The following is a 25,690-nucleotide window of genomic DNA, read 5'->3' on the forward strand; positions in this document are numbered from 1 at the left end:
CGGGATGCCGGCTCAAGTTAGCGAAGCGGAAAAAGCCAGAATAGAACGCGCCATTCAGGCGGCAGTCTCCGGATCCTGGAAGGAATTTGCAGAACTCACCGACGAACCGTTTCCAAACGATGCATCGGTGAGGGAGCAATTCGGAGATACTTCTTCCCGACTTCAGCAAGCCGACGGAAATTGGGAAATGACCTCAGGCATAGGTATCGTGCCTGACGGCAGCGCGCGCCTGATCACAGTCTTGATCAAGGCGCCGCCCACCGTGGATATTGTCCTGACGCTGCACAGCACGAGCGATCGGGATGACAGCACGATCAGCATCTGGACGTTCTTTCAGCAGGTGAATTGGGGCGATTAGGCCTCGCCTACCCCACCCACTTCTCATAGTCGGACACCAGCAGGTGCACCGGCGCGACATCCTCGTCGATGTTGGAGAAGCGGCCGATCGGTTCGCGGAAGACGTTGTCGGTGAGATCGTCATTGACGGTCGATACTTCGCCGATCAGCACATCCTTGCCCTCGGCCCAGAAGGCGTGCCAGACGCCGGGCAGCAGCGTGACGCTCTGGCCCGGGTCGAGCTTCAGGAGCCCGCCTGCCGGCAGCCTGTGGATGGTGCCGTCGACCGGCACCGTCACTTCGGCCTTCGGATCGATGCCGCCGTCGCGATCATGCATGAACAGTTCCAGCACCAGCTTGCCGCCGCCGCGGTTGATGATGTCCTCGGCCTTGATGTTGTGGCGGTGCATCGGCGACAGCTGATCCTTGCGCGAGATCATGATCTTCTCGGCATAGAGCATGCCCATGCCCTTCTTCATGTCGGCGTAGACGCCGTTGCGAACGGTGAACAGGAACAGGCCGAGTTCGTCGAATTTTTCCTGGCCGTAATCGGTGATGTCCCAACCGAGCCGCGAGGTGAAAATGGCGGCGGAGTCGGCCTTGCGCGCCTTCATCTCTTCCGGGCTCCAGTAGGCGAAGGGCGGCATGATGTAGCCGAACGAGCGGATGAAGGCGTCTGCATCGCGGATGATGTCGTTGACGGTGGAGCGTTTCATGATCGTGATCCCTTCGCGTCGCGTTCCCTGGAGTTATCTGAAGCGCATAGCCGAACAGCGCTGCGGTGTCGACGCAAACTGCATGCTGGCCCCATGACATCCATGCGGATCGGGGTCATAAGTCCAGCCAGATTTCCCAGGGTGATATTCATGCAAGGCATAGACGACCTCGACACGCCGGCGATCCTCATCGACGCGGCCCGCGCCGAAGCCAACATCACACGAGCGCAGGCGCATGCCGACCGCCACGGGCTGAAACTCAGGCCGCACATCAAGACGCACAAGCTGCCTTATTGGGCGAAGAAGCAGGTGGCGGCCGGCGCGGTCGGCATCACCTGCCAGAAGATCGGCGAAGCCGAGGTGATGGCCGATGCCGGGCTGACCGATATTTTCCTGCCCTACAACATCCTTGGGCGCGCCAAGCTGGAGCGGCTCAAGGCCCTGCATGGCCGTGTGACACTGTCAGTGACGGCCGACAGCCTCGAAACGCTGGAGGGGCTCGCCGCCACCTTCACCGATGCAGGGCACCCCCTGCCCGTCCTGGTCGAATGCGACACCGGCATGGGCCGTTGTGGTGTGCAAAGCGCCGCCGAGGCGCTGGCACTGGCGAAGTTGATCGACCAAGCCAAGGGGCTCACCTTCGGCGGGCTGATGACCTACCCCGCGGCCGGCCGCGCCGCCGAGGCTGAATCGTGGCTGGCCGGCGCCAAACAAACGCTCGCGGCCTCGGGCCTCGCCTGTGAACGCATCTCCAGCGGCGGCACGCCTGACATGTGGCGCTCGGGCGAGGACAGCGTGGTGACCGAATACCGCCCCGGCACCTACATCTACCTCGACCGCTACCAGGTCGCCAAAGGCGTCGGCACGCTCGACGATTGTGCGCTGACGGTGCTCGCCACCGTGGTCAGCCATCCGACGCCGGCCCGCGCCATCCTCGACAGCGGCAGCAAGGCGCTGTCCAGCGACACGCTGGGGCTCGCCGATTTTGGCGAGCTGCTCGGCATGCCCGGCGCCCGCGTCACCAGCTTGAGCGAGGAACATGGCACGGTCACGCTTGCGAATGGCGCGAGCCTGCGCATCGGCGAACGCGTTCGCGTGGTGCCTGATCATTGCTGCGTCGTGACCAACCTGTTCGACCAGGTGCATCTGATCGACGGTGACAAGGTGCTGGAAACGCTGAAGGTGGAAGCGCGTGGGCGGATGGGGTGAGGCTTTTCGTTTTGGAGGCTCGCCCTATTTCGACATTGACGAATTGTAATTTATAACTTACTAGTCCCCATGGCAATCCTGAAGCAGACAGCCACCTTTCGGAGGTGGCACCAAAAGCTGAAAGACGGAAGAGCCAAGGCGGCAATTGCCGTTCGGCTGCAACGTTTGATTGTAGGAAATCCCGGCGACGTGGCCCCAGTGGGTGAAGGCATCAGTGAATTGCGCATTCACTATGGGCCCGGCTATCGCGTTTATTTCACAAGCGCGGTGAAACGGTCATCCTGCTCCTGTGCGGCGGGGATAAAAGTTCACAAGAAACCGACATACGGACAGCAAAGCGCCTGGCCGTAGAATGGAGTGACGACAATGGTTGAAAAAATCTATGATTTCGATCCCGCCGAAATGCTCGATTCCGATACGGCAATCGAGGCGTTTCTGGCAGAGGCAATGGAAACCGGAGACGCCAAATTCGTCGCGTCCGCCCTCGGTGTCGTTGCCCGCGCCAAGGGGATGAGCCACATTGCCAGAAAGACCGGCTTGGCTCGCGAGCATCTTTATACCTCGCTCAGCGAAAACGGTAATCCTACGCTGGAAACCACACTGGCGGTCATGAAAGCATTCGGCTTTCATTTGGCCCCAAAGCACGGTGCAACTCAGGTCTAATCTACGCCAGCGCGCGTCGAGCGCGAGGTTGTTCGGGCCAACTGAAATCAGGACGGATAAACCGGACCCAGCGCCGCCTTCAGCGGATCCAGCGCGTCGCCATACAGCTTCCAGCGCTCGACCGAGGATGAATAGATCGGCTGGCGCACCTGCCAGCGGCTCGGCGTCCGGACCGTGCGCTCGGTTTCGTTGAAACGCAAGCAGGCATCGTCCCACTCGATGCCGAGGAATCCGATCAATCCGCGGGCGCGATTTTCGAAATCGGCGACCGTTTCTTCGTAGGGCATGTCGTGGATATCCAGCGGGATGACCTTGGCCCAATGGCGCATCAGGCGGTCATACTGCCGGTAATACTGCCCAAGCTTGGTCAGATCGGCATTATAGCCGTGCGCCTCGGAAAAATTATGCATGAAACAGGACGCGCAATTGTCCATCGGGTCACGCCGGCAATGGATGATGCGGGCATTCGGCAAGATCAGGCTGATGAAGGCCAGCAGCTCGAAATTATGCGGCATCTTGTCGACGACAAGCCGCACCGTGTTGTTGCGCTTTTTGAGATCGTCGAGATATTTCGATCCAAGCTCCTTGGCCTTGGCCGCAGTGAGCGCCGCCATGGCCTTGGTGAAAATGGCTGGGTCGAGCTTGTCGAACCCAAGTTCGCCGGCAAGTGAACGAATGGTCGACAACTCCCCGGCGCCATGGATATCGCGATGACTGGCGCATATCTGCTCGGTCAGCGTCGTTCCCGACCGTGGCATGCCGACGATGAAGACCGGGCGTCTGGATGGATTTCCCAAATTGGCTCGCGCCTCGAAGAAGCCAGCGTCGAAAGTGTCGATGAAGCTGTCGTAAAGCTGGGTGTGCCGGTCGATGTCGAAATCATTGCCGGAAATCGCCTTGGCCCTCGCGAAATGGCGGATTGCCGAGCGATACTCGCGCTGATCGTTGAGCATCTTGCCGGCGGCATGGTGCAGCACCACCCGCTCGCGATCGGTGGTCGTCGGCAATTCCAGACGAGCCCGTATTAGAGGCAGCGTCGGATCATCCTTGACCGCCCGGCGCGCAAGCGCCATTCCAGCCAGCGCCTCGACATGGCCCGGGTCGATGGCAAGGGCCTTGCTGAAGCATTCGACCGCCTCGGCCGGCCGGCCAATGTCGGTGAGCAAATCGCCCATACCGGCAAGTGCCATCACCGACTGGCCGTCGATAGCCAGCGCCTGGCGATAGAACCCTTCGGCAATGTCGCCCTCGAGCTGGCTGCGGTAGGAGCGGCCGAGATTGCACAGCGCTTCGATGAGCCCTCCGTCGAGCTCGATCGCCTTTCTCAGATGTCTGCGCGCCTTGTCGACGTTGCCGGTGACATTGTAGGCATTGCCGAGATTGTTGCGGAAGATGGCGTTGTCCGGTTCGAGCTTGACCGCCCTTTCCATATAGGCAATGGCGGCGTCATGATGCTCGGCCTCGATGGCGAGCGTGCCCATCAGGTTCAGCGCCATGGCATTTTTGGGCTGCGTGCGAAGCACCGTCTGGTAGCAGAACTCGGCCTCGCGAAAACGCTTGCGCCGTTGCAGGTCGATGCCGCGCTGCAATGTCTTTTCCGCCGGCTCACCGGCGGTCGGCAGCGAGGCTGGGATCATTGCCGGCAGGCCCAGGGGTTGCCGGCGTGGCAAGAGCGGCATCCGTCAAATCCCGGTCGCGGCCTGCGACGAACCAATCAGAACTTCAGGGTTACGCCAAGCTGGAGATTGTGGGAGTACAATTTGGCGTTCTCGTATGTGCCGCCGCCATCATTGTCGTCTAGATCCACGCTTGTCACGGCCTTAAAGCGGTAACCGAAATCGAGGTCGACATTCTGCGTTACCGCGTAGGTAACACCGGCGCCCACTTGGCCGGCGAAACCCCAGCCGCCAGGCCCGTATCCAAAGGCGTGGCCATCAAAGTGAGTATCGGCGGTAACATAGGCCGCGCCGAGACCGCCGCCGACATAGAGTTTGGCATCACCAAAATGCGCAACATCGGCCCAGACGTTGGCGAGAAGATAGGTGGCCGACAGATTGCCGGAAGCCGGATAGTTGCCGACGCCCGTGTAGCTGTATTCGCTTGCCTTGTAGCGCGCGTAGGACAGTTCGCCTTCGACACGAAACACATCGTTGATGCGCCGACCGACAGCGCCGCCGATTACGAACCCGGTATCAAGATCGACTGAATAGCCAGTACCATTGTAGTCCGTTTTCACATGGTTCGGGAAACTGGCGCCGCCGAAGAGCGTGACGTACCAGAGATCCTCCGCCCTCGGAACGTCGACAATCGCGTCGGCGGCGTAGGCCGAACTCCAACCAAGCGTCAATGCAAATGTCGAGACGCCAGCCAACAAGCGCAGTTTCATCGCCGATTCCCTCGCTACAACTAGTGACTGGTATCACTCTTGCTTCGCGGCCGAGCTGTCAAGAAAGCAAACGAGATCAAGGAGCCAAGCGAAGTCGGGAACAATCTTTTGAGAATTCTTGTTGCTGCACCGCAACATAGCAGCACATGCTAATGTTTGGCGGCAGGCGTATGGCTTCGATTTTGAAAATCGCGCTAGTCGGCCTGCCGTGCCGCCACCCTGCGCATGGCGATCACCCGCCGGCGGCGGATTTCGGTGCGCATCGCCGTCAAATGCAGCGCGAAGAACAGCACGGTGAAGCCGAGCGCCATCACCAGCAGTGGCCATAGCAGGCTGGGATCGATCGTCGGTCCGCCGAGCCGGAACACCGAGGCCGGCTGGTGCAGCGTGTTCCACCAGTCGACCGAGAATTTGATGATCGGGATGTTGATGAAGCCGACGAGCGTGATGATGGCGGCGGCCCAGGCGGCGCGGCTGGCGTCATCGAGCGCACGCGTCAGCGCGATGATGCCGAGATACATCAGGAACAGGATGAAGACCGAGGTCAGGCGGGCGTCCCAGACCCACCAGGTGCCCCACATCGGCTTGCCCCAGATCGAGCCGGTGACCAGCGCAAGCGCGGTGAAGGTGGCGCCGATCGGGGCTGCCGACTTCAGCGCGACATCGGCCAAGGGATGGCGCCAGACCAGCGTGCCGAGCGCGGCGACGGCCATCACCGTGTAGCACATCATGGCGAGCCAGGCGAAAGGCACGTGGATATACATGATGCGCACCGTGATGCCCTGCTGGAAATCCTCAGGCGCGGCAAAGCTCATATAGAGACCGATGGCGAGCAGGATCGCGGCGATCGACGCCAGCCACGGCACCAGCCTATCGGCCAGCCCGACAAAGCGCGTGGGGTTGGCGAGGTCGGTCCAGCCGGCGAGGCGTGAGGAGGTATCGCTCATAAGGTCTAGATAGACCGGCGGCGCGTTCGGGGCAATCGAGGGAGTGTCGCAGTCTTATTTACCCTCCCCCTCGTGGGGAGGGTCGCTGCGAAGCAGCGGGGTGGGGGTGGTGGGGCACTACCCCCACCCGGACCCTACGGGTCCGACCTCCCCACAAGGGGGAGGTAAAAAAGCTACGCCGCTTCGATATTCACCGTGCGGCTGAGACGGCGGACTTCCTCGTCGTTGAGCAGGCCGCCGGCGCGCAGCAGGCTGGCGAAACGGCCATTGCGCAGCGACAGTTCGGCGAAGCCGCCCATCTCGACCACCTTGCCCTTGTCCATGAACACGACCAGGTCGGCGTCGCGGACGGTGGTCAGGCGGTGGGCGATGATGAAGGTGGTGCGGTTGCGCCTCAGTTCGTCGATGGCTTCCTTGACGCGGTCCTCGGTCTCGACATCGAGCGCGCTGGTCGCCTCGTCGAGCACCAGAATCGGTGCGTCCTTGAGCACGGCGCGGGCAATGGCGATGCGCTGACGCTCGCCGCCCGAAAGCTGGCCGCCGCGCTCGCCAACGACGGTGTCATAGCCGGCGCTCTTGGCAAGGATAAAATCCTGCGCGGCAGCCGCATTGGCGGCGGCGTGAACCTCGTCATAAGTCGCCTCGGCACGACCGACGCGGATGTTGTCCTCGATCGAGCGGTTGAGCAGGCCGGCATCCTGGAAGACGGTGGCGATCGAATGACGCAGCGACTTGCGGGTCACCGTGCGGGTGTCGATGCCGTCGATCAGGATACGGCCATGAGACGGCGAGAAGACGCGCTGCAAGAGGTTGATCAGCGTCGTCTTGCCGGCGCCGGTCGGGCCGACGATGGCAACCGTCTGCCCGGCCTGGACCTCGAAGGAGACGTCGTCGACGCCCTGCCTCGAATTGGCAAACTCGAAGCCGACATTCTCGAAGCGGACGTGGCCGGTGACGTTGGTGAGGTCGCGCAAGCCGTCCGGCTCGGCGGAGTCGGCGGCCGAATCCTCGAGGTGATAGAAGTCCTCGAGCTTGGCGCGGGCTTCGGAAATCTGGTTGGCGAAAGCCGACATCTGGTCGAGGCGGGCAATCAGCAGCGTGGCAAAGCCGGTGAAGGCGATGACGTCGCCGATCTTGAGCTGGCCATGGGTGACCAGATAGGCGCCGATCAAAAGCACAACCATCATCGAAATGGTCGACGACAGGCGGTGCAACGCATTGGCCATCGCCCACCAGTCGAGCACCGGGTTCTGCGCGTCGAGCAGGTTCTTGACATAGCGGCGCAGCGTATCGGCCTCGTGGCCGAGACGGTTGTAGCTCTGCAGCACGGCCACATTGCTGACCGAGTCGGTCACATGCGCGAACACCTGATGGTAGTGGCGCTCCACGGCGGCCTGGCCCGCCTTGGTGCGCTTCATCACAAGCCGGCCGATGCCGACATAGAGAACGCCCAGCGCCATCAGTACCAGCGACATGCGCAGATCCATGCTTATCGCGGTCGGGATCAGCAGAGCCAGCGCAACCGCCGTCGACAGATGCTGGCGCATGAATTCAAGCCACAGGCTGAACAGCGTCTCGACGGCGCGCAGCAGCGTGTGCAGCGCGTTGGAGGTGCCGCGCTGGTGGTGCCAGGCGAGCGGCATGGTGATCACGCGCTCGAACGACTGGCACAGCACCTCGCTGCGACGCTTGTGGGCAAAACGGTCGGCGCCGCGCGCCACCAGCACGAAGGCGACGATGTTAAAGGCGCCGAGACCGGCCCACAGCGCGAGCGTCGAAAACACCGAACCCTTATCGGAGATGGCGTCGATCACCCGGCCGAACATGATCGGCTCGAGGATGGCGATAATGGCGAGCGCGACATTCGCACCGCAGATAAACGCAACGCGCTTCCTGTCGGCTGCGAGATAACCCAGCGCTCTCCAGTAGATTTGCAGAAGTGACACTTCAGCTACTCCGCCCAAAACATTATTGTGCACCGCACCATTTCTTGACACGTACCGGTTAACGGGTCGCAAAACAATGCCCGTCTACCTCTTCCGTTCCCATTCTGCGAACAAAAGATGACGACGTTGCGAAATCTGCCGTGATCACCTAACGGTTTGAGATAAAAGGTGAAATGTCAGTCTTGCGGCAAAATCATGGCAGCAGCTGGCTCTGCCACATTTTTAGTCACTGCACGCTTGGACCGCCGTTATCGGGAAGGCACGCCGTTCTGCGCCAGGAGCATGCCGAAGTAGAAAACGCGCGCCTCGAAAGGCGCGCGTCAATAACCTGAAGCCTTTGATTTTACGCGGGTATCTTGACGACCACCTCGGTCTTGTCGCCGGCTTTCGGCTGAAAACCGGAAGACTTTGTCTTGGTTCCATTGACTTCGAGCGAGATGGATTTGGCCTTTTTGTCGCGGATGACGCGAACCTTGATCTCCGACCCCAGCATCTTCAGCGTGGCAGAATAGCCGTCCCAATGGCTGGGCAGTTTCGGCCGGAACGTGATCTGCTTGCCCCGCCGCTCAATGCCCAGAATTCCTTCGACCGCAGCACGGTAGAGCCATCCCGCTGAGCCCGTATACCAGGTCCAGCCGCCGCGACCGCCCTTGCCCTCACCGGAATAGATGTCGGCGGCGACGACGTACGGCTCGACGCGGTAATGCTCGGCCGATGCATCGTCGAGCGCATGGTTGACCGGGTTCAGCATCGAGAAGCAGCGATAGGCATCGTCGGTGCGGCCCATTTCAGCGAGCGCGATGACAAACCAGGTCGCCGCATGGGTGTACTGGCCGCCGTTCTCGCGCACGCCCGGCGGATAACTCTTGATGTAACCAGGGTCCTTTCTCGTGTTCTGGAAGGCCGGGGTAAACAGTTTGACGATCTTGAGCTTGTCGTCGACCAGCAGGTTCGTCGCCTGCTGCATCGCCGTGGTCGAGCGCGCGGGGTCGCCCTCGCCGGAGAGCACGCTCCACGACTGCGCGATGGAGTCGATCTTGCACTCGTCCGAATTATGCGAGCCAAGCGGCGTGCCGTCGTCGTAGCTGCCGCGGCGATACCACTGGCCGTCCCAGGCGGTGCTTTCCAGCGCCCGCTTCAGCACATCGGCGTGTTTTGTCCAGGCCTGCGCCCGCTTGGTGTCGCCCTGCCCCTTGGCCACGGTGGTAAAGTCGCCCAGCGTCTTCAAAAGGAACCAGCCGAGCCAGACACTCTCCCCCTTGCCGGCTTCGCCGACGCGGTTCATGCCGTCGTTCCAGTCGCCGCCGAGGATCAGCGGCAGCCCGGCCGGGCTGCTGCGCTTGACCGCAAGGTCGAGCGCACGCGCGCAATGGTCGTAGAGCGACGCGTTCGTCTTGGAGATTTCCGGCGTGAAGAAGGCGTCGTGCTCGCCCTCGCCCAGCACCTGCCCGTCGATGAAAGGCAGCTGCTCCTTCAGGATCCCTGTATCGCCGGTCACCTCGATGTAGCGATTGGTGGCATGCGCCAGCCAGACCACATCGTCGGAGATCATGGTGCGCACGCCTGCGTCGGTGCGCGGCAACCACCAATGCTGGACATCGCCTTCGGGGAACTGCCGGCGCGCCGCATTGAGGATCTGGTCGCGCGCCAGTTTCGGATCATGCGCAAGCAGGGCCAGCGTGTCCTGCAGCTGGTCGCGGAAGCCGAAGGCGCCGCTTGCCTGATAAAAGGCCGAGCGGGCGCGGATGCGGCAGGCCAGGCTCTGATAGGGCAGCCAGTGATTGACCATGGCGTCGAGCGCCTTGTCGGGCGTCTCGACCTGGATGGTGTCGAGGAAGCCGCGCCAGACGCGTTCATTGTCGGCCAGCCGCTGGTCGAAATCCTTGCCCGAATGGGTCTGCACCAACGCGCTCGCCTCGGCTGATGTGGCGGCGTCGCCAAGCAGCCAGACCAGCGTGACGTCGCCGCCGGCGGGGATGTCGACATCGCTGGCGACAGCTGCGCACGGATCGTCGCCGGCCTCGACGCGGCCCGACAGGCCGGCTCCGCTGACGACGGCGTGCGGGAAGGCGCTGGTGCCATGCCTGCCGATGAACTCGCCGCGATCGGCTGTCACCGAATGCACCGGACCAGTGGCGGCCAGGAAGGCCACCCGGTCGCCGAAATCGAGACCGTAGGGGTTTTGCGCCAGAAGCGCGCCGGTGGCTGGATCCCTGGACGGGATGATGGTCGCAGCCGTGCTCGAGCGATGGCTGCCGAGAACCCATTCGGCATAGGCATAGACGCGCAGCCGCGCCGGCGCCGAGCCCGAGTTCTGGATGCGCAGCCGCGTGATCTTCACTGGATCGACGGGATCGACGACGTGCGTCAGATCCATCGACAGCGGGCCGCGTTTGGACCGGAAGGTCGAGAAGCCCTGGCCGTGCCATGTCTCATAGGTCATCGAGGGATCGCGGACCACGGCAGCCAGCGGCGAGAATGCCTTGCCGCTGGCCTGATCGTAGATGTAGATGCCCTCGCCCGGCCGGTTGGTGACCGGATCGTTCGACCATGGCGTCAGCTGGTAATCGCGGCTGTTGCGGCTCCAGGTGAAGGCAGCGCCTTCGGCCGAGACATGGAAGCCGAACGAGGCGTTCGAGACGACGTTGATCCAGGGCTGCGGAGTCGTGCGCCGGCCGGTGAGACGCGTGACATAGTGACGGCCATCGCCTTCGAAACCGCCGAAGCCGTTCCACTGGCTGAGGCCGCTGCCGTCGGCGCTGCTGTCGGACGCGGCATGGTATGCAGGCGCCGCCGGCACCGGCAGAGACGGCTCGCGCAGTGACGCGGGGGCCGCCGGCTGCAGGGCATCGCGTGCTTGCAAGGCTGCCGCCTCGGCGCGTTCGATCTGGTCGAAGATGGTGCCGTTGCGTGTGTGCAGAACCACGCGGGCAACCGCCAGCAGCGTCTTGTACGTCGCCTCGTCCATCAGGTCGCGGCGCACGGCGAAGATGTGCTGGCGCGGCCCGAGTTCCTTGCCGCGCAGGCGGCTGTTTTCGCACAGCGTTTCGACCGCGCGCTGCAGGTCCTGGACATAGGACGATGCCTGCTCGTTGACGACCACGAAGTCGATCATCATGCCGCGGGCGCGCATATACTCCTGGAAGCGCAGCGCCTGGGCGACAATTTCGAGGTCGGCCACGTCGCCGATGCGGACCAGGAAGATCGGGAAATCGCCCGAAATGCTGGTCGGCCACAGGCTGGACTGCTTGCCCAGCCCCGAAGCGATGGATTCGCCGGGCAGGCGCAGGAACGGATCGGGATAGATCAGGAAGCGCGCCAGCTTCTGCACGTTGGCGGCGTCGGTCAGGCTCAGACCAAGATGGCGGGTCTGCACCTGCGAACGCGTCCAGGCAAGCATCGCCTGGCGAGCAAAACTTTCGGGATGGTCGAGCCTGGCGATGGCCTCGTCCAGTTCGGCGCGGTTGGCGCCGACGGCGGTCCAGAAGGTCAGCGATATCTTCTTGTTGGCCGGCACCCGCACCTGGCGGCGCAGGGCCGCTACCGGATCGAGGGTGAAGCCGTGGTGACCGCCAAGCTTGGCGCCGGGATCGAAGGCCGCCGCTTCCGCGATGGTACGGCCACGGCCGATGAAGGCACGGCGGTCGGTTTCGGCCTCGGCATCGCGCGCCGACCCGGACGGATCGGTGACGAAATGCACCATGGTGACGTCAGGCTCGTTCTTGTCGCGCTTGCGCCTGGTGGCAAAGATGGCACCGTTGTTGGCAGCGATCTCGGTCTCTATAAACATTTTCGAGAACGCAGGATGGGCATTGTCGGAGGCTTCGTTGCCCAGCACCAGCTCGGCAAAGGAGGTCACCTCGATATGCCGGTCAGTGGCGCCGTCATTATAGAGCGTGACGCGCCGTCCCTCGCCATTGCCTTCCGAGATGACGATGCATTCGACCTCCGAACGCAGCGAGCCCACTGTTTTGACGAAGCTCGCCTTGTCGTCGGAAAACAGCGTTTGCACTCTCTCGCCGGTCGCCTGCTTCGGCTCTGCGGTGGCCGACCACCAGTCGCCGCTGCCGGCGTCGCGCAGGAAGATGTAGGAGCCGAGCCGGTCTTCGGTCGGGTCGGGCTGCCAACGGGTGACGGCGAGTTCGCCCCAGCGGCTGTAACCGGAACCGGTGGCCGAGACCATGACGGAGTAGCGGCCATTGGACATGACGCTGGTGGCGCGCAACGCCCTCAGCGGGTCGAGGATAATGCGCGAGTCCGGGCTCTCGACCTCGGTCTCGTCCTTCGAACGCTCGTCGGCTTCGGTCCTGACCGTGGCGGTCGGGATGTCGCGCGGCGCCCTCTCCTGCAGCAGGAGTTCGGCAGACTCGATCACCGGATCGCTGTGGAAGCGGTCGCGCAGCCGGCCCTCGAAGATGGCGTCGGCAACGGCGGCGATCGACATGCCGGAGTGATGCGCCATGTAGTTCAGGACAACGGCATGGTCGGTGCCTTCCGGCACGCGCTGCGGCGTGAAGTCGACGGCGTCGTAAAAGCCATGCCGGCCGAGAGCGCCGATGGAGCGCAGCCTGGCCAGATTCTGGACGGATTCGCGCGGTGTGAACTGCGCCGCGAGGATCGTGGCGTAAGGCGCGATCACCGTGTTCTGGCCAAGGCCGCGCTTGAGACCAAGTCCGGGCACGCCGAAATTGGTATACTGGTAGGTCAGTTCGCGGTCGCGGGCATTGTAGGCCGCTTCCGAAATGCCCCAGGGCACGTTCTTCGAACGCGCGTACTGGATCTGACGCTTGATGATCAGCTTGCTGGTCTGGTTGAGGATCGAGCCCTGCGGCTCCTTCATCACCAAAGGCGGCATCAGATACTCGAACATCGAGCCCGACCAGGACATCAGCGCACCCTGGAAGCCGATCTCGACGATCGGCCTTCCAAGCCGGAACCAATGCTCCGTGGGCAGGTCACCCTTGGCGATGGCGAACAGGCTGGTCAGCCGCGCCTCGGAGGCGAGCAGATCGTAGCAGCTCTCATCGAGCTGATGCTCCTCGACCCGGTAGCCGATTGACAGCAGTTTGCGCTCCTGACGCATCAGGAAAGAGAAATCCATCTCGAAGGCATAGCGGCGGCAGCGTTCGCGCAGCGCCAGCAGCTTGGCGCGCAAGGCTTCGACGGCGTTTTCGTCGCTGTGCGAGTCATGCACATGCGCCTCGCAGGTCGCTTCCAGCCGTGCCGCCCAGTCGGCGATAATGTCGCTCCGCTGCGATCCGGCCTCGGTGTGGATGGCGGTGGCGAGCTTGCGGATCTCGCCGGCAAGCACGGCCAGGTTAATCGTGCGGATTGAGGCCATCTCCGGCTGCGCCTTGATGGTCATGACGGCGCGCCGCATGCCGTCGAGGCGGTCGGCCAGACGCTGGCGCAACGGCCGCAGTTGCCGGCGGTCGTCAGGCAATTCCTCGAGGCTCTCGTCGAGGATGCTCACCGTGTCGAGGACGCCTTCGAAATCGCCCTGCAGGTGAACGGACGGGGCTTCCGCCCACTCCGCACAGGCCGCCGCCACCGCGACCAGATGTCCGGCGAGATTGCCGCTGTCGACGGCCGAGATGTAAAGCGGATAGAGCGGCTTGAGCGTCGTGGTGTCGTACCAGTTGAAGAGGTGGCCGCGGTTGCGCGGCATGCTCTCGATGGTCGTCATCGTGGCGTCGATGCGGGTGATGGCATCGGAGAGCGCAATCCAGCCGAAATCGCGTGCCGACACCACCGACAGCAGGTAGACGCCGATATTGGTCGGCGACGTCCGCGGCGCCACAACCGGCGCCGGGCTTTCCTGGAAATTGTCGGGCGGCAGATTGTGGTGCTCGGCCGTGACGAAGGTTTCGAAATAATGCCAGGTGCGGCGCGCCACGGTGCGTAGCGCGTGGATGTCGGCCTGCGATATGCGCAGGCGGTCCTCGGTCTCGGCCGAGCGGCTGATCCAGCAGGCAACCGCCGGCGAACCGATCCAGAACAGAGCGAAGAAGAAGGCGACGAAGGCACCGGTGGAATCGGCCAGTACGGGAATAGCGAGACCGACGACGCCGATGATCACGGCGCCATACATCATGCTGTAATAGGAGCCGAGATCGTTGTCGCCGCCCTTGTGCGCCTGCGATGCGGTGCGCCATTCCAGCAGGTTCTGGCGGCTGACGAACAGGCGGTAGAGCGTGCGCACGATGGCGTCGCCCATCATCCAGGCATTGTGCGCCATCAACAGCACTTTCAGCGCCACAAGGGCCGTGCCGAAGACGGTGTCGTGGGCCAGCGCGGAGAAATGGCCGCGCGGCGTCTGGTCGCCGCTCTTGGGCAGGATGGCGTTGACGACATCGAAGGTCGGCGCCATGAACAGCGACAGGATCAGCAGCGCCTGCCACTGCGCGGCCTGCGTGAAGGGCAGCAGCGTCCAGCCGGCAATCGCCGCCATCACCCAGAAGATCGGGGTCAGCGAGCGGCGCAGATTGTCGACCATCTTCCAGCGCGACAGCGCCGGCACGCCGGAACGCGGCGAGACGATGAAGCGCAGCAGCTGCCAGTCGCCGCGCGCCCAGCGGTGGTGGCGCGAGGCGTCGACCGAGTAGCGGGTAGGATAGTCCTCGACCAGTTCGACATCGGTGACAAGTGCTGCGCGCGCCAACGCACCTTCGAGCAGATCGTGGCTGAGGACGGTGTTTTCCTCGATGCGGCCCTGCAGCGCCGCCTCGAAAGCGTCGACGTGATAAAGGCCCTTGCCGGTGAAGGAGCCGTCGCTGAAGACGTCCTGGTAGAGATCCGAGACGGCAAAGACGTAAGGATCGAGACCGCTGTTGGACGAGAAGACGCGCTGGAAGAAAGAAGCGTCGTCGCCGCTGGTGAGCGAGGCTGTGATGCGCGGCTGCAGAATGGTGTAGCCGGCGGTAACGACGCGCTTTGTCGCGTCGAAATGCGGGCGGTTGAGCGGATGGGCGAGCTTGCCGACCAGTGACGACACGGCGTCGCGCGTGGTGCGCGTGTCGGCGTCGAGCGTCATGACATAGACGACCTTTTCCGGCAGCGGCACGTCGAGCGGCAGGAAGGTGGTGTCGCTGTCGCCGCGCAAGAGAAGGTTCAGCTCATGCAGCTTGCCGCGCTTGCGCTCCCAGCCCATCCAGGCGCCCTGCGCCTGGTTGTAGAGCCGGCGGCGATGCAGGATATAGAAACGCGGCGCGCCTTCCGAGGGATAACGGGCATTGAGCCTGGCGATCTCGTCGCGCGCATATTGCAGGATCTCGATGTCGGCGGCGTCGATCTCGGTCTTGGAATCCGGCCAGTCGGACAGCAGCGCGAAATGGATTTCTTCGGCCGTGTTGGCGAGGTGATGCACCTCGATGTTGCGGATGTTTTCCTCGACATCATCGCGCGAGCCGATCAGCGACGGCACCACGACCAAGGTGCGTGATGCCGCTGGAATGCCGTGCTTGTAATCATAGCCGACGAGCCGCGTCGGCTTCAGGAACAGTGAAACAACGGTGTTGAAGAAGGCGAGCGCGCCTTCGCTGGCAGGCACCGCAAACAGCGCCAGCATCAGCGTGATGGATTCCACCGACAGGCCGAGATGGGCAAGCGCATTGCCGGAGACAACCAGCAGTAGCACCGTCAGCAGGAAGACCGGCACAACGATGCCGAGCCAGCCCGTGGCGGTGAAGGCGCGCTTGAAGGTCACATGGAAGGGCGGCCGGTAGCCGATCGCCTCTTCCAGATCCGGCCGGCGCGGGCCGACCAGGAAGAAGCCGACATCGGTATGCATGGCCGGATCGGCTGATGCATCCGGCACGCCGGAGGCATCGGTGACGCCGGGGACATGGCTAGCCAGCTCGATGGCCTTTTCGGCGACACGGAATTCGGACAGGTCGGAGCGGCGCGCCAGTTGCTCGATCGACGTGCGGTACTGGTCGCGCGAAAAGAAATCGAGCGCGGCGAAATCGGTGCGCTCGCGCAACAGCGTGTCGATGCGGCTGACGCCCTCGAACCACACCGTCCAGTCGACGTCGTTGATGAGGCGCAGGCCGCGGATGATGTTGCCGGTGGTGACATTGCCGCTGGACAGCGTGCGATGCTCGGAAATGATGATTTCCTCGGCGTCGGAGCCGGTTTTCTCGAGCTCGACCTCCAGCCATTCCAGCGCCCTGCCGGCATTCTGCGAGCCATCGCGCAGGCGGTAGAGCAACTGGGTGGCGAAGGTGGTGTCCTGCGCATGCGCGCCGTAGCCCGACAGTATCTTCCGGCGGTCTGCATTGTCGTCGGTCGCCAGCACGCGGTCGGCGACCTCGTTGGCGATATGGCGCATCTGCCTGGTGCGGTCGACGCGCACGGCGATGCGGCGCAGATTCTCGATCAAAACGAAGCGCAGCAGCGACGGCAGCGCCCACAATTCGCCGATCTTGAGCGGCTCGACCGACTGAAAACCCTCGACGATGGATTTGAACATGGTCGCCGAAACCGAACTGTCGGAATGGGCGACATAGCTCCAGGCCAGGGCCAGCGCGCGCGGCACCGCGGCGCGATCGGCCACTTCCAGGGTCGGCAACTGCCGGTAGAAACGGCGCGGCAGGTCGCGCTTGACCTGAAAAATGGTCTCCTCGACGAGATAATTGTTGTCGAGCAGCCATTGCGCGGCAGGCGTGATGGTTTCGCCCTTGGCCTGGGCGGCATTGGTCGAGCGGTAGACTTCGAGGATTTTCTTGGCGCTGTCGCGGATGCGGGCCTGGAAATCGAACGGCGTCAGGCCGAACAGGTCCTTGATGTTGCCCTTGGCAAGGCTTTCGCCCAGCGCGCGCAGCCGCTCTTCGGGCAGGAAATTGGAGCGTATCGGCTCTTCGGTGATGACCGGGAAGCCGGCGCTGGACTTTTCGATATGGGCAGGATTTGTCTGGATATTCATTGAAAATTCCGCATGGGGGACGCGATGCGGCGCCACCGCCACGGCAATGTCCCTAAAACCGATTCAAATGCAATTGGTTGCATGATTACACTGGCCGAAAGTTTTGCTTCGCACCACGCCAGAGGCGTTATCCCTTCGACATTTTAAGTGGGGCTTTCGACAACTTAAGGACGAGCACCCCTGCCCTCCCGTCCGCCTTGGAACGACGGAAGGATTCGGGCTTTTTCGTGATCCAGACAACAGCTTACGCCAGATTTCTCCGGCGTGCGATCATGTTTGGCAACAGGCGTTAATCGTTGTGCTGGCGGTGCGGCTGGCCCAGCCTGGCTATCCGGATGACGAACACGGTCGTCGGCCGTACCGGTTCAACCCGTAGTTTCGCCTGCGGACCGAGCAACAGCGTGTCGAGGGGTCCAAGACGAGACGATGTCGGGCCGCTGAGGCCGACCTCGCCGTCGAACGGCAGGATCAGGGTCATAGCGCTGGTCGGCCGGATATCGGTCGGAACCGAGAACACCAGGCGCTGGACCGTGTGCGTGGCCCGCGCGCGGCGGGTCATGACGTTGAGGTCGGTGATCGGACCGGAGATCAGCGCGGCCGTGGTCGGCACATCGGCCGGGAAGGACAGCGGGGCGGAAGCCGCCGTCACTTCGGCCGGCGGACGGCCGGCAACATCAAGCACGATACCCTCGCCTTCCAGCACGGCAAGCGTGCGGTCGACGCCGGCAAAGCCCGAGAACGGGCCGCTGCCCTCGACTCGCGCCATCGAAACGCGCCAGTCGAAATCGTCCAGCCCGACGCCGTCCGGCGAGACGGCGATCTCGGTGGTCGTGCCGCCGCCATTCTTCCACGGCATGACGCGGTAGTCGGCGGCCCATAGGATGCGCATCATTTAAGCCAATCAGCCTAGAATACCGGGCAGATTGAGCTGGTGCTCCTTCGCGCACTCGATGGCGATGTCGTAGCCGGCATCGGCGTGGCGCATGACGCCTGTCGCCGGATCGTTCCACAACACGCGCTGCAGGCGCCTTGCGGCGTCCGGCGTGCCGTCGGCGACGATGACCATGCCGGCATGCTGCGAGAAGCCCATGCCGACGCCACCGCCATGATGCAGCGACACCCAGGTTGCGCCCGACGCGGTGTTGAGCAACGCATTGAGCAGCGGCCAGTCGGAGACGGCGTCGGAGGCGTCCTTCATCGCTTCCGTCTCGCGGTTGGGCGAAGCCACCGAGCCGGAATCGAGGTGGTCGCGGCCGATGACGACGGGCGCCTTGAGTTCGCCCCTGGCCACCATCTCGTTGAAGGCGAGCCCCAGCCTGTGGCGGTCGCCGAGGCCGACCCAGCAGATGCGCGCCGGCAGGCCCTGAAAGGCGATGCGCTCACGTGCCATGTCCAGCCAGTTGTGCAGATGGGTGTTGCCGGGGGTGAGTTCGCGCACCTTGGCGTCCGTCTTGTAGATATCCTCGGGATCGCCCGAAAGAGCAGCCCAGCGGAACGGGCCGATGCCGCGGCAGAACAGCGGCCTTATATAGGCCGGCACGAAACCCGGGAAAGCAAAGGCGTTCTCGAAGCCTTCGTCCTTGGCGACCTGGCGGATGTTGTTGCCATAGTCGAGCGTCGGCACGCCGGCATTCCAGAACGCGACCATCGCCTCGACATGCTCGCGCATTGAGGCGCGGGCGGCCTTCTCGACAGCCTTGGGATCGGAGACGCGCTTCTCGCGCCACTCAGCCATCGTCCAGCCCTTGGGCAGATAGCCGTTAATCGGGTCATGCGCCGAGGTCTGGTCGGTGACCATGTCGGGGCGGATGCCCCGCTTGAACATTTCCGGCACGATGTCGGCCGCATTGCCGAGCAGGCCGACCGACTTCGCCTCGCCGGCCTTGGTCCAGCGCTCGATCATTTCCATCGCTTCGTCGAGCGTCTCGGCCTTCTCGTCGACATAGCGGGTGCGCAGCCGGAAATCGATCGAGTCCGGATTGCATTCGATGGCGAGGCAGCAGGCGCCGGCCATGACGGCGGCAAGCGGCTGGGCGCCGCCCATGCCGCCGAGGCCGCCGGTCAGGATCCATTTGCCCGTAAGGTTGCCATTGTAGTGCTGGCGGCCGGCCTCGACGAAGGTCTCGTAGGTGCCCTGCACGATGCCTTGCGTGCCGATATAGATCCAGGAGCCGGCCGTCATCTGGCCGTACATCATCAGGCCTTTTTTATCGAGCTCGTTGAATTTATCCCAGGTCGCCCAATGCGGCACGATGTTGGAGTTGGCGATCAGCACGCGCGGCGCATCGGTGTGCGTCCGGAAGACGCCGACCGGCTTGCCGGACTGGACCAGCAGCGTCTCGTCTTCATTGAGGGTCTTCAACGAGGCGACGATGCTGTCGAAATCGTTCCAGGTGCGCGCGGCCCGACCGATGCCGCCATAGACAACGAGCTCATTGGGGTTTTCGGCGACATCGGGATCGAGGTTGTTCATCAGCATGCGCAGCGGCGCTTCGGTCGTCCAGTATTTGGCGTTGAGCTTGTCGCCGCGGGGCGCGCGCACTTCGCGGATGTTGTGGCGAGGATTGTTCATCATTGTCCCTTTGGAGTAAGGCGGCGTCTCAGCGCCCGGCCCAATCAATGGCGGATTGGAGGATTTTCGTCAGTGTGGCGCGCATCGGCGCGGCGAACTCGGCATCATAAGGCACCGGCCAATTGTCCGGTTCGCCCTTGCCCTCGGGCTCGCGCAAATAGCCGCGATCGGCAAGTTCCATCTGCAGCGCATGGTAGCCGCCTTGCGGATTGCCGAAATAGCGGGTGATCCAGCCGCCCTTGAAACGACCGTTGATGACATTGCTTTCACCGCTCTCGGCCATGATCTGACCAACCAGCGCCTGCAGCGTAGGATCCGCGGTCTGGCCGTCATTGGTGCCGAGATTGAATACCGGCAGCGTGCCGTAGAACAGGCGCGGCAGCACCGACCGGATCGAGTGGCAATCGTAAATGACGACCTTCTCATGCAGGCCGCGCAGCCTGACGGCCTGGGCCGCCAGCATTTCATGGTAAGGCACGAAATACGCTTTGCGGCGCTGGTCTATCTCCGACGGCGTCGGTTCCGCGCCGGGCAGATACAGCGGATCGCCGTCGAAGGTCTCGGTCGGGCATAGCGTCGTTGTCGTCTGCCCGGGATAGAGCGAGGCGCCGGAAGGATCGCGGTTGACGTCGATGACGGTGCGCGAGATCGACGTATGCACAATCGTTGCGCCAAGGCCGGCGGCGAAATCGTAGAGATTGTCGATCCACCAGTCGCAATCGCGGCGGCCGAGCCAGGGCGAGACCAGCCGATTGTCGATGCCGGCGAGATCGATACCCGTGTGCGGGATCGACACCAACAGGGGTGCCGTGCCTTCGGTCACTGTCAGCCAGTCGGTCATGTCAGACTCCCGAGATCGAAGGCAATGTCACCGCGCTCGCAGCCTTGATGGCAGCGCCGCTGCGCACCATGGCGATGGCTTTTTCCATGTCAGGGTGGAAATGCCGGTCATTGTCGAGATGCGGCACCTCGGCGCGGACCAGCTTGCGAACAGTTTCCAGAGCTGCACTCGACGCCAGCGGCGCATGGAAATCGCAGCCCTGCGCGGCGGCCAAGAGTTCGATGCCGATGACGGCCGTGGCGTTTTCGATCATGCCGATTAGCCGGCGAGCGCCGTGTGCGGCCATCGATACATGGTCTTCCTGGTTGGCCGAGGTCGGGATGGAATCGACACTTGCCGGATAGGCCTTCTGCTTGTTCTCAGAGACGAGCGCCGCCGCCGTCACCTGCGGGATCATGAAGCCGGAGTTCAGGCCGGGCTTCGGCGTCAGGAAGGCCGGCATGCCGGACAGCGCGGGGTCTACCAGCATGGCGATGCGGCGCTCCGACAGCGAGCCGATCTCGCAGACGGCAAGCGCGATCATGTCGGCAGCGAAAGCCACCGGCTCGGCGTGGAAATTGCCGCCGGAGAGCGCTGTGTCGTCCTCGGCGAAAATCAGCGGATTGTCAGTGACGCCATTGGCCTCGGTGCCAAGCGTGTCGGCGGCCTGACGCAGCACACTGAGCGCGGCGCCCATCACCTGCGGCTGGCAGCGCAGGCAGTACGGATCCTGCACGCGCTCGTCGCCGACGCGGTGCGATTCACGAATGGCGCTGCCGGCCATCAGGTTGCGCAGCGCTTCCGCCGTCTCGATCTGGCCCGGGTGTTTTCTGAGGAGATGGATGCGCGGATCGAAGGGCGCGTCCGAACCCTTGGCGGCGTCGGTCGACAGCGCGCCGGCGACCAGCGCCGACTGGTAAAGCACTTCGGCCTCGAAGAGAGCGGCCAACGCATAGGCGGTGGAGAACTGCGTGCCGTTGAGCAGCGCCAGGCCTTCCTTGGCGCCAAGCGTCACCGGCTCCAGGCCGTGCGAGACGAAAGCGACCTTGGCCGGGAAGCGGCCATGCGGGGTAAAGCATTCGCCAACGCCGATCATCACTGCCGTCATGTGCGACAGCGGCGCGAGATCGCCGGAGGCGCCAACCGAGCCTTGCGCCGGCACGACGGGGATGACGTCGTTGGCCAGCATCGCTTCCAGCAATTCGATGGTTTGCGGCCGCACGCCCGACGCGCCCTGCGCCAGGCTGGCCAGCTTCAGCGCCATCATCAACCGAACCACAGCGACCGGCATCGGCTCGCCGACGCCGGCGGCATGCGACAAAACGATGTTGCGTTGCAGGGTTTCCAAATCGGCGGCCGGAATGCGGACGCTGGCCAGTTTGCCGAAGCCGGTGTTGATGCCATAGACCGGCTCACCCTTGGCGACAATACGGGCGACAGCCTCGGCGCCGGCCTTGATCTTCGGACGGCAGGCAGCGTCGAGCTTCGGCACGGCGCCACGATAGATGGTGCGCCAGTCGGCCAGCGATGCATTGCCGGGCTTCAGGTTAAGTTCGGTCATTGTCCTCTCCAGATGCGGGCATGGAGCGGGTTGAAGCCCATGCGGTAGACGAGTTCGGCCGGACGCTCGATGTCCCAGATCGCCAGGTCGGCGGATTTCCCTGCTTCAAGCGTGCCGGTCTGGCCGAGCAATCCCAGCGCACGGGCAGCCTCGCGAGTGGTGCCGGCCAGGCACTCCTCGACGGTCAGGCCGAAAAGCGTCGCGGCCATGTTCATGGTCAGAAGCAGCGAGGTCAGCGGCGACGTCCCGGGATTGTTGTCGGTGGCGACCGCCATCTTGACGCCGTGCTGGCGAAACAGGCCGATCGGCGGCTTCCTGGTTTCGCGGATGAAATAGTAGGCGCCGGGTAGGATCGTCGCCACGGTGCCGGCCTTGGCCATGGCTGCGGCACCTGCTTCATCGGTGTATTCGAGATGGTCGGCCGACAGCGCGCCATAGCGGGCGGCGAGTTCGGCGCCATGCAGGTTCGACAGCTGGTCGGCATGGAGCTTTACCGGCAGGCCAAGCGCCTTGGCCTTGTCGAACACGCGGGCGATTTGCTCCGGCGAGAAGGCAATGCCTTCGCAAAAGCCGTCTACGGCGTCAGCCAGGCCCCCGGCGGCGATTGCGGGCAGGATCGTGTTGGCGACGAGATCGACAAAAGCGTCCTTGTCGCCTTTTGCTTCCGGCGGCAGCGCATGCGCGCCGAGGAAGGTGGTGCGGACCGTGACCGGGCGTTGCTTGTCCAGCTGCCGCGCGGCGCGAAGCGACTTCTGTTCATTTTCGAGATCGAGCCCGTAACCCGACTTTACCTCTACCGTGGTGACGCCCTCGGCCATCAGCGCGTCAAGGCGCGGGAGAGTCTGCTCAACCAGTTCGTCTTCGCTCGCGGCACGCAGGGATTTGACCGAGGAGACGATGCCGCCGCCGGCACGGGCGACTTCCTCATAGCTGGCGCCGGCCAGCCGCATCTCGAACTCGTTGGCACGGTTGCCGGCATGGATGAGATGGGTGTGGCAGTCGATGAGACCGGGCGTGATCCAACGGCCTTCGCAATCGGTAGTCTCGCCGCCCTGAGCCAACGCTGACGGCATGTCGGCTTCCGGGCCGGCATAGACGATGATGCCGTCACGGGAGACGATCGCGCCCTTTTCGACGACGCCAAGTCCGGCAACGCCTTCGGCCATGGTTGCCAGGCGGGCATCACGCCAAAGCTGAAGGCCCCCTGCCCGGCTTTTGTCTTGTGCCGCCATCATCTTTTTCCGTTGCTTGGATGGCGATTATGTATATACATATTGAAACGCGCTGCAAGTGCATTGTTGATGGAATTCGGAGAAAAAAACGTGACGGCGATCTTTGCGGAACAGGCGCTGCTGGCCGAGGGCTGGCATGACAAGGTGCGGATCGTCGTCACGGACGGTCGCATCGCAACCGTCGAAGTCGACACGTCGCCGCGGAGCGGTGACGAACGCCACGCCATTCTGGTGCCGGGCATGCCGAACCTGCACAGCCACGCCTTCCAGCGCGGCATGGCCGGGCTTGCCGAACTGCGCGGTCCCTCCGCCGACAGCTTCTGGAGCTGGCGCGAGGTGATGTACCGCTTCGCGCTGTCGATGACGCCGGACCAGGTCGAGGCGGTCGCCGCACAGCTTTACGTCGAGATGCTGGAGGCCGGCTTCTCGCGCGTCGGCGAGTTTCATTATCTCCACCACGATCGCGACGGAACACCCTATTCCAACCTGGCCGAGATGGCGGAGCGGATCGCCGCCGCTGCCAACGAAACAGGGATCAGCCTGACGCTGCTGCCGGTATTTTATGCCCATTCCTCCTTCGGCGGCGCTGCGCCCAACGAAGGCCAGCGGCGATTCATCAACGATGTGAATCGGTTCGAACGCTTGCTTGAGAAAAGCCGCGAATCGGTTCGTGCGTTGAATCAGGCTGTCGTCGGCGTCGCCCCGCACAGCCTGCGCGCCGCGACGCCGGAGGAACTCAGCGCTGTTGCCGCCATTGCGCCGGACGGACCGATCCACATCCACGTCGCCGAGCAGGTGAAGGAGGTCGAGGATTGCCTGGCGTGGTCGGGTGCGCGACCGGTCGAATGGCTGCTCGCCAATGCCGGGATCGACAAGCGTTGGTGCCTGATCCACGCCACCCACATGACCGAGGCTGAGACAACCGGCATGGCCAGAAGCGGCGCCATTGCCGGGCTTTGCCCGATCACCGAGGCCAATCTCGGCGACGGCACCTTTTCAGCACCTCTGTTCATCGAACATGGCGGCCGCTTCGGCGTCGGCTCGGATTCCAACGTGCTGATCGGCCTGCCGGATGAATTGCGCCAGCTCGAATATTCGCAGCGCCTCGCACACCGCGCCCGCAATGTGCTGGCGGTGGCCGGCGGCTCGACCGGGCGGGCTCTGTTCGACGCCGCCCTCGATGGCGGCAGCACCGCACTCGGCGCCGGCCCGTCGCGGATCGCCGCCGGCGCCGCGGCTGATTTCGTCTCCCTCGACGAAAACCATCCTTCGCTGGCCGGAAAAAGTGGCGATGCGATCCTCGACGCCTGGATCTTTGCCAATGGCGGCAAGGTCGATTGCGTCTGGGTGCACGGAAAAAAACAAGTCAGCGGCGGCCGGCATGCAGCGCGTGAGACGATCGCCGAGCGCTTTCGCCATGTGATGACGGCGCTTTCGGCATGAGCATATCAGAGACAGCGGCGGTGGAAGGCGGCGGTTCGCTGCACCAGCGCATCCTGTCCGACATCAGCGAGAAAATAATGTCCGGCACCTGGGCGCCGGGTCACCGCATCCCGTTCGAGCACGAGTTGACGGCCGAATACAATTGCTCGCGCATGACGGTGAACAAGGCGCTGTCGCAGCTGGCCAAGGCTGGGCTGATAGAGCGCCGCCGCCGTTCGGGCAGCTTTGTCCGCCAGCCGCAGTCGCAGGCCGCGGTGCTGGAAATCCACGACATCAGGATCGAGGTTGAGTCGCTTGGCCTGGCTTATCGTTACGAGCGCTTGGCGCGGCAGAAAAGGCGCAGCAGCGCCGAGGATCGCGCCTTGCTGGAACTGGACGCAGCCGGACAGGTGCTGGCGCTTGAATGCCGGCATTTCGCCGGCAAGCGGCCATTCGCGCACGAACAGCGGCTGATCAATCTGGCCGCCGTCGCGGAAGCCGCCGAGGAGGAGTTTCTCGACATTGCCCCCGGCCCTTGGCTGATCGGGCGCGTGCCGTGGAGCGAGGCAGAGCACCGTATCCGCGCGGTCGCGGCCGACAGGCACATTGCCGAAGCGCTCGACATCGCCGCCGGCGCGCCCTGCCTGGTGGTCGAGCGCCGGACCTGGGGCGCCGAGCACCCGGTGACGCAGGTGAGGTTCACCTACGCCGCGGAGAGCCACACGCTGGTGGCGCGGTTCAGGCCTTCGCAGGGGTGATTACCCTCCCCCTCGAGGGCATAGGCGCTAAGATAGCTTTGGCATGGACTGAAATTTGCGCTTTCGTGGTGGTTCGCGCCAGCGATATCGCAAGGCATGGAGATTTTGGCGCAGGGCCGCCAAGGAAGGTTGAGTAAAGATGGTCGCGATCAGAGAGGCGACGATCTGGCGGGTGGCGCGCCACAGTAGCGGGCGCCCG

General features: G+C 63.6%; 16 protein-coding genes and 1 pseudogene. 6 read left to right on the forward strand and 11 right to left on the reverse strand.

The window, feature by feature from the left end; genetic code table 11:
* Nucleotides 1-4 precede the first annotated feature (4 nt).
* Nucleotides 5-358 carry a hypothetical protein gene (locus X750_RS1000000165835; RefSeq protein ID WP_156932407.1) on the forward strand — a complete coding sequence of 118 codons (354 nt, stop codon included), beginning with the start codon at nt 5-7 and terminating at the stop codon, nt 356-358.
* Between the two features lie 7 nt (nt 359-365).
* On the opposite strand, the gene X750_RS148860 is transcribed toward X750_RS1000000165835, so the two are convergent.
* Nucleotides 366-1,052, reverse strand: a complete 687-nt coding sequence (locus X750_RS148860; protein ID WP_023694398.1) for a D-lyxose/D-mannose family sugar isomerase — start codon at nt 1,050-1,052, stop codon at nt 366-368.
* Between the two features lie 150 nt (nt 1,053-1,202).
* Between X750_RS148860 and X750_RS148855 the strand changes: the two genes are divergently transcribed.
* The 3 genes and pseudogenes from X750_RS148855 (at nt 1,203) to X750_RS148850 (ending at nt 2,924) form a co-directional block, all read left to right on the forward strand.
* On the forward strand, nt 1,203-2,261 hold the full coding sequence (locus X750_RS148855) for a D-TA family PLP-dependent enzyme (RefSeq protein WP_023747709.1): 1,059 nt from the start codon (nt 1,203-1,205) through the stop codon (nt 2,259-2,261).
* A 69-nt stretch (nt 2,262-2,330) separates the two neighbouring features.
* Nucleotides 2,331-2,635 (forward strand): annotated as a pseudogene (locus tag X750_RS1000000164595) (type II toxin-antitoxin system RelE/ParE family toxin).
* A complete protein-coding gene (locus X750_RS148850) occupies nt 2,628-2,924 on the forward strand; it encodes an addiction module antidote protein (protein WP_023747710.1) in 297 nt (98 codons plus the stop codon). Before X750_RS1000000164595 ends, X750_RS148850 begins: the two are co-directional and overlap by 8 nt.
* Before the next feature lie 47 nt (nt 2,925-2,971).
* On the opposite strand, the gene X750_RS148845 is transcribed toward X750_RS148850, so the two are convergent.
* The 10 genes from X750_RS148845 to hutI form a co-directional block, all read right to left on the reverse strand.
* Nucleotides 2,972-4,603, reverse strand: coding sequence for a sulfotransferase (locus X750_RS148845; protein WP_031242960.1), 1,632 nt, complete (start codon nt 4,601-4,603; stop codon nt 2,972-2,974).
* 35 nt (nt 4,604-4,638) lie between these two features.
* Nucleotides 4,639-5,310: an outer membrane beta-barrel protein gene (locus X750_RS148840; RefSeq protein ID WP_023747712.1), complete on the reverse strand. Its 672-nt coding sequence runs from the start codon at nt 5,308-5,310 to the stop codon at nt 4,639-4,641.
* 194 nt (nt 5,311-5,504) lie between these two features.
* Nucleotides 5,505-6,257 (reverse strand): heme ABC transporter permease, encoded by a 753-nt coding sequence (locus X750_RS148835; protein ID WP_023682911.1) that lies wholly within the window; start codon nt 6,255-6,257, stop codon nt 5,505-5,507.
* A 173-nt stretch (nt 6,258-6,430) separates the two neighbouring features.
* Nucleotides 6,431-8,203, reverse strand: a complete 1,773-nt coding sequence (locus X750_RS148830) for a glucan ABC transporter ATP-binding protein/ permease (protein WP_023672897.1) — start codon at nt 8,201-8,203, stop codon at nt 6,431-6,433.
* Between the two features lie 343 nt (nt 8,204-8,546).
* Nucleotides 8,547-17,126: a glucoamylase family protein gene (locus X750_RS148825; protein ID WP_023747713.1), complete on the reverse strand. Its 8,580-nt coding sequence runs from the start codon at nt 17,124-17,126 to the stop codon at nt 8,547-8,549.
* A gap of 289 nt (nt 17,127-17,415) precedes the next feature.
* A complete protein-coding gene (locus X750_RS148820) occupies nt 17,416-18,015 on the reverse strand; it encodes a HutD family protein (protein ID WP_023747714.1) in 600 nt (199 codons plus the stop codon).
* Between the two features lie 12 nt (nt 18,016-18,027).
* Nucleotides 18,028-19,701 (reverse strand): urocanate hydratase, encoded by a 1,674-nt coding sequence (gene hutU, locus X750_RS148815; RefSeq protein ID WP_198020983.1) that lies wholly within the window; start codon nt 19,699-19,701, stop codon nt 18,028-18,030.
* A gap of 25 nt (nt 19,702-19,726) precedes the next feature.
* Complete coding sequence (gene hutG, locus X750_RS148810; RefSeq protein ID WP_023747716.1) at nt 19,727-20,539, reverse strand: N-formylglutamate deformylase; 813 nt, start codon at nt 20,537-20,539, stop codon at nt 19,727-19,729.
* Nucleotide 20,540: 1 nt separating this feature from the next.
* On the reverse strand, nt 20,541-22,079 hold the full coding sequence (hutH, locus tag X750_RS148805; protein WP_023747717.1) for a histidine ammonia-lyase: 1,539 nt from the start codon (nt 22,077-22,079) through the stop codon (nt 20,541-20,543).
* Nucleotides 22,076-23,311 (reverse strand): imidazolonepropionase, encoded by a 1,236-nt coding sequence (hutI, locus tag X750_RS148800; protein WP_023747718.1) that lies wholly within the window; start codon nt 23,309-23,311, stop codon nt 22,076-22,078. The genes hutH and hutI overlap by 4 nt, the downstream gene beginning before the upstream one ends.
* Before the next feature lie 90 nt (nt 23,312-23,401).
* On the opposite strand from hutI, the gene X750_RS148795 reads away from it, so the two are divergent.
* Nucleotides 23,402-24,754, forward strand: a complete 1,353-nt coding sequence (locus tag X750_RS148795; RefSeq protein WP_023747719.1) for a formimidoylglutamate deiminase — start codon at nt 23,402-23,404, stop codon at nt 24,752-24,754.
* Nucleotides 24,751-25,491, forward strand: a complete 741-nt coding sequence (gene hutC, locus X750_RS148790; RefSeq protein ID WP_023747720.1) for a histidine utilization repressor — start codon at nt 24,751-24,753, stop codon at nt 25,489-25,491. Before X750_RS148795 ends, hutC begins: the two co-directional genes overlap by 4 nt.
* Nucleotides 25,492-25,690 lie beyond the last annotated feature (199 nt).

This window comes from Mesorhizobium sp. LNJC391B00 (genome assembly GCF_000502535.1).
Taxonomy (GTDB): domain Bacteria; phylum Pseudomonadota; class Alphaproteobacteria; order Rhizobiales; family Rhizobiaceae; genus Mesorhizobium.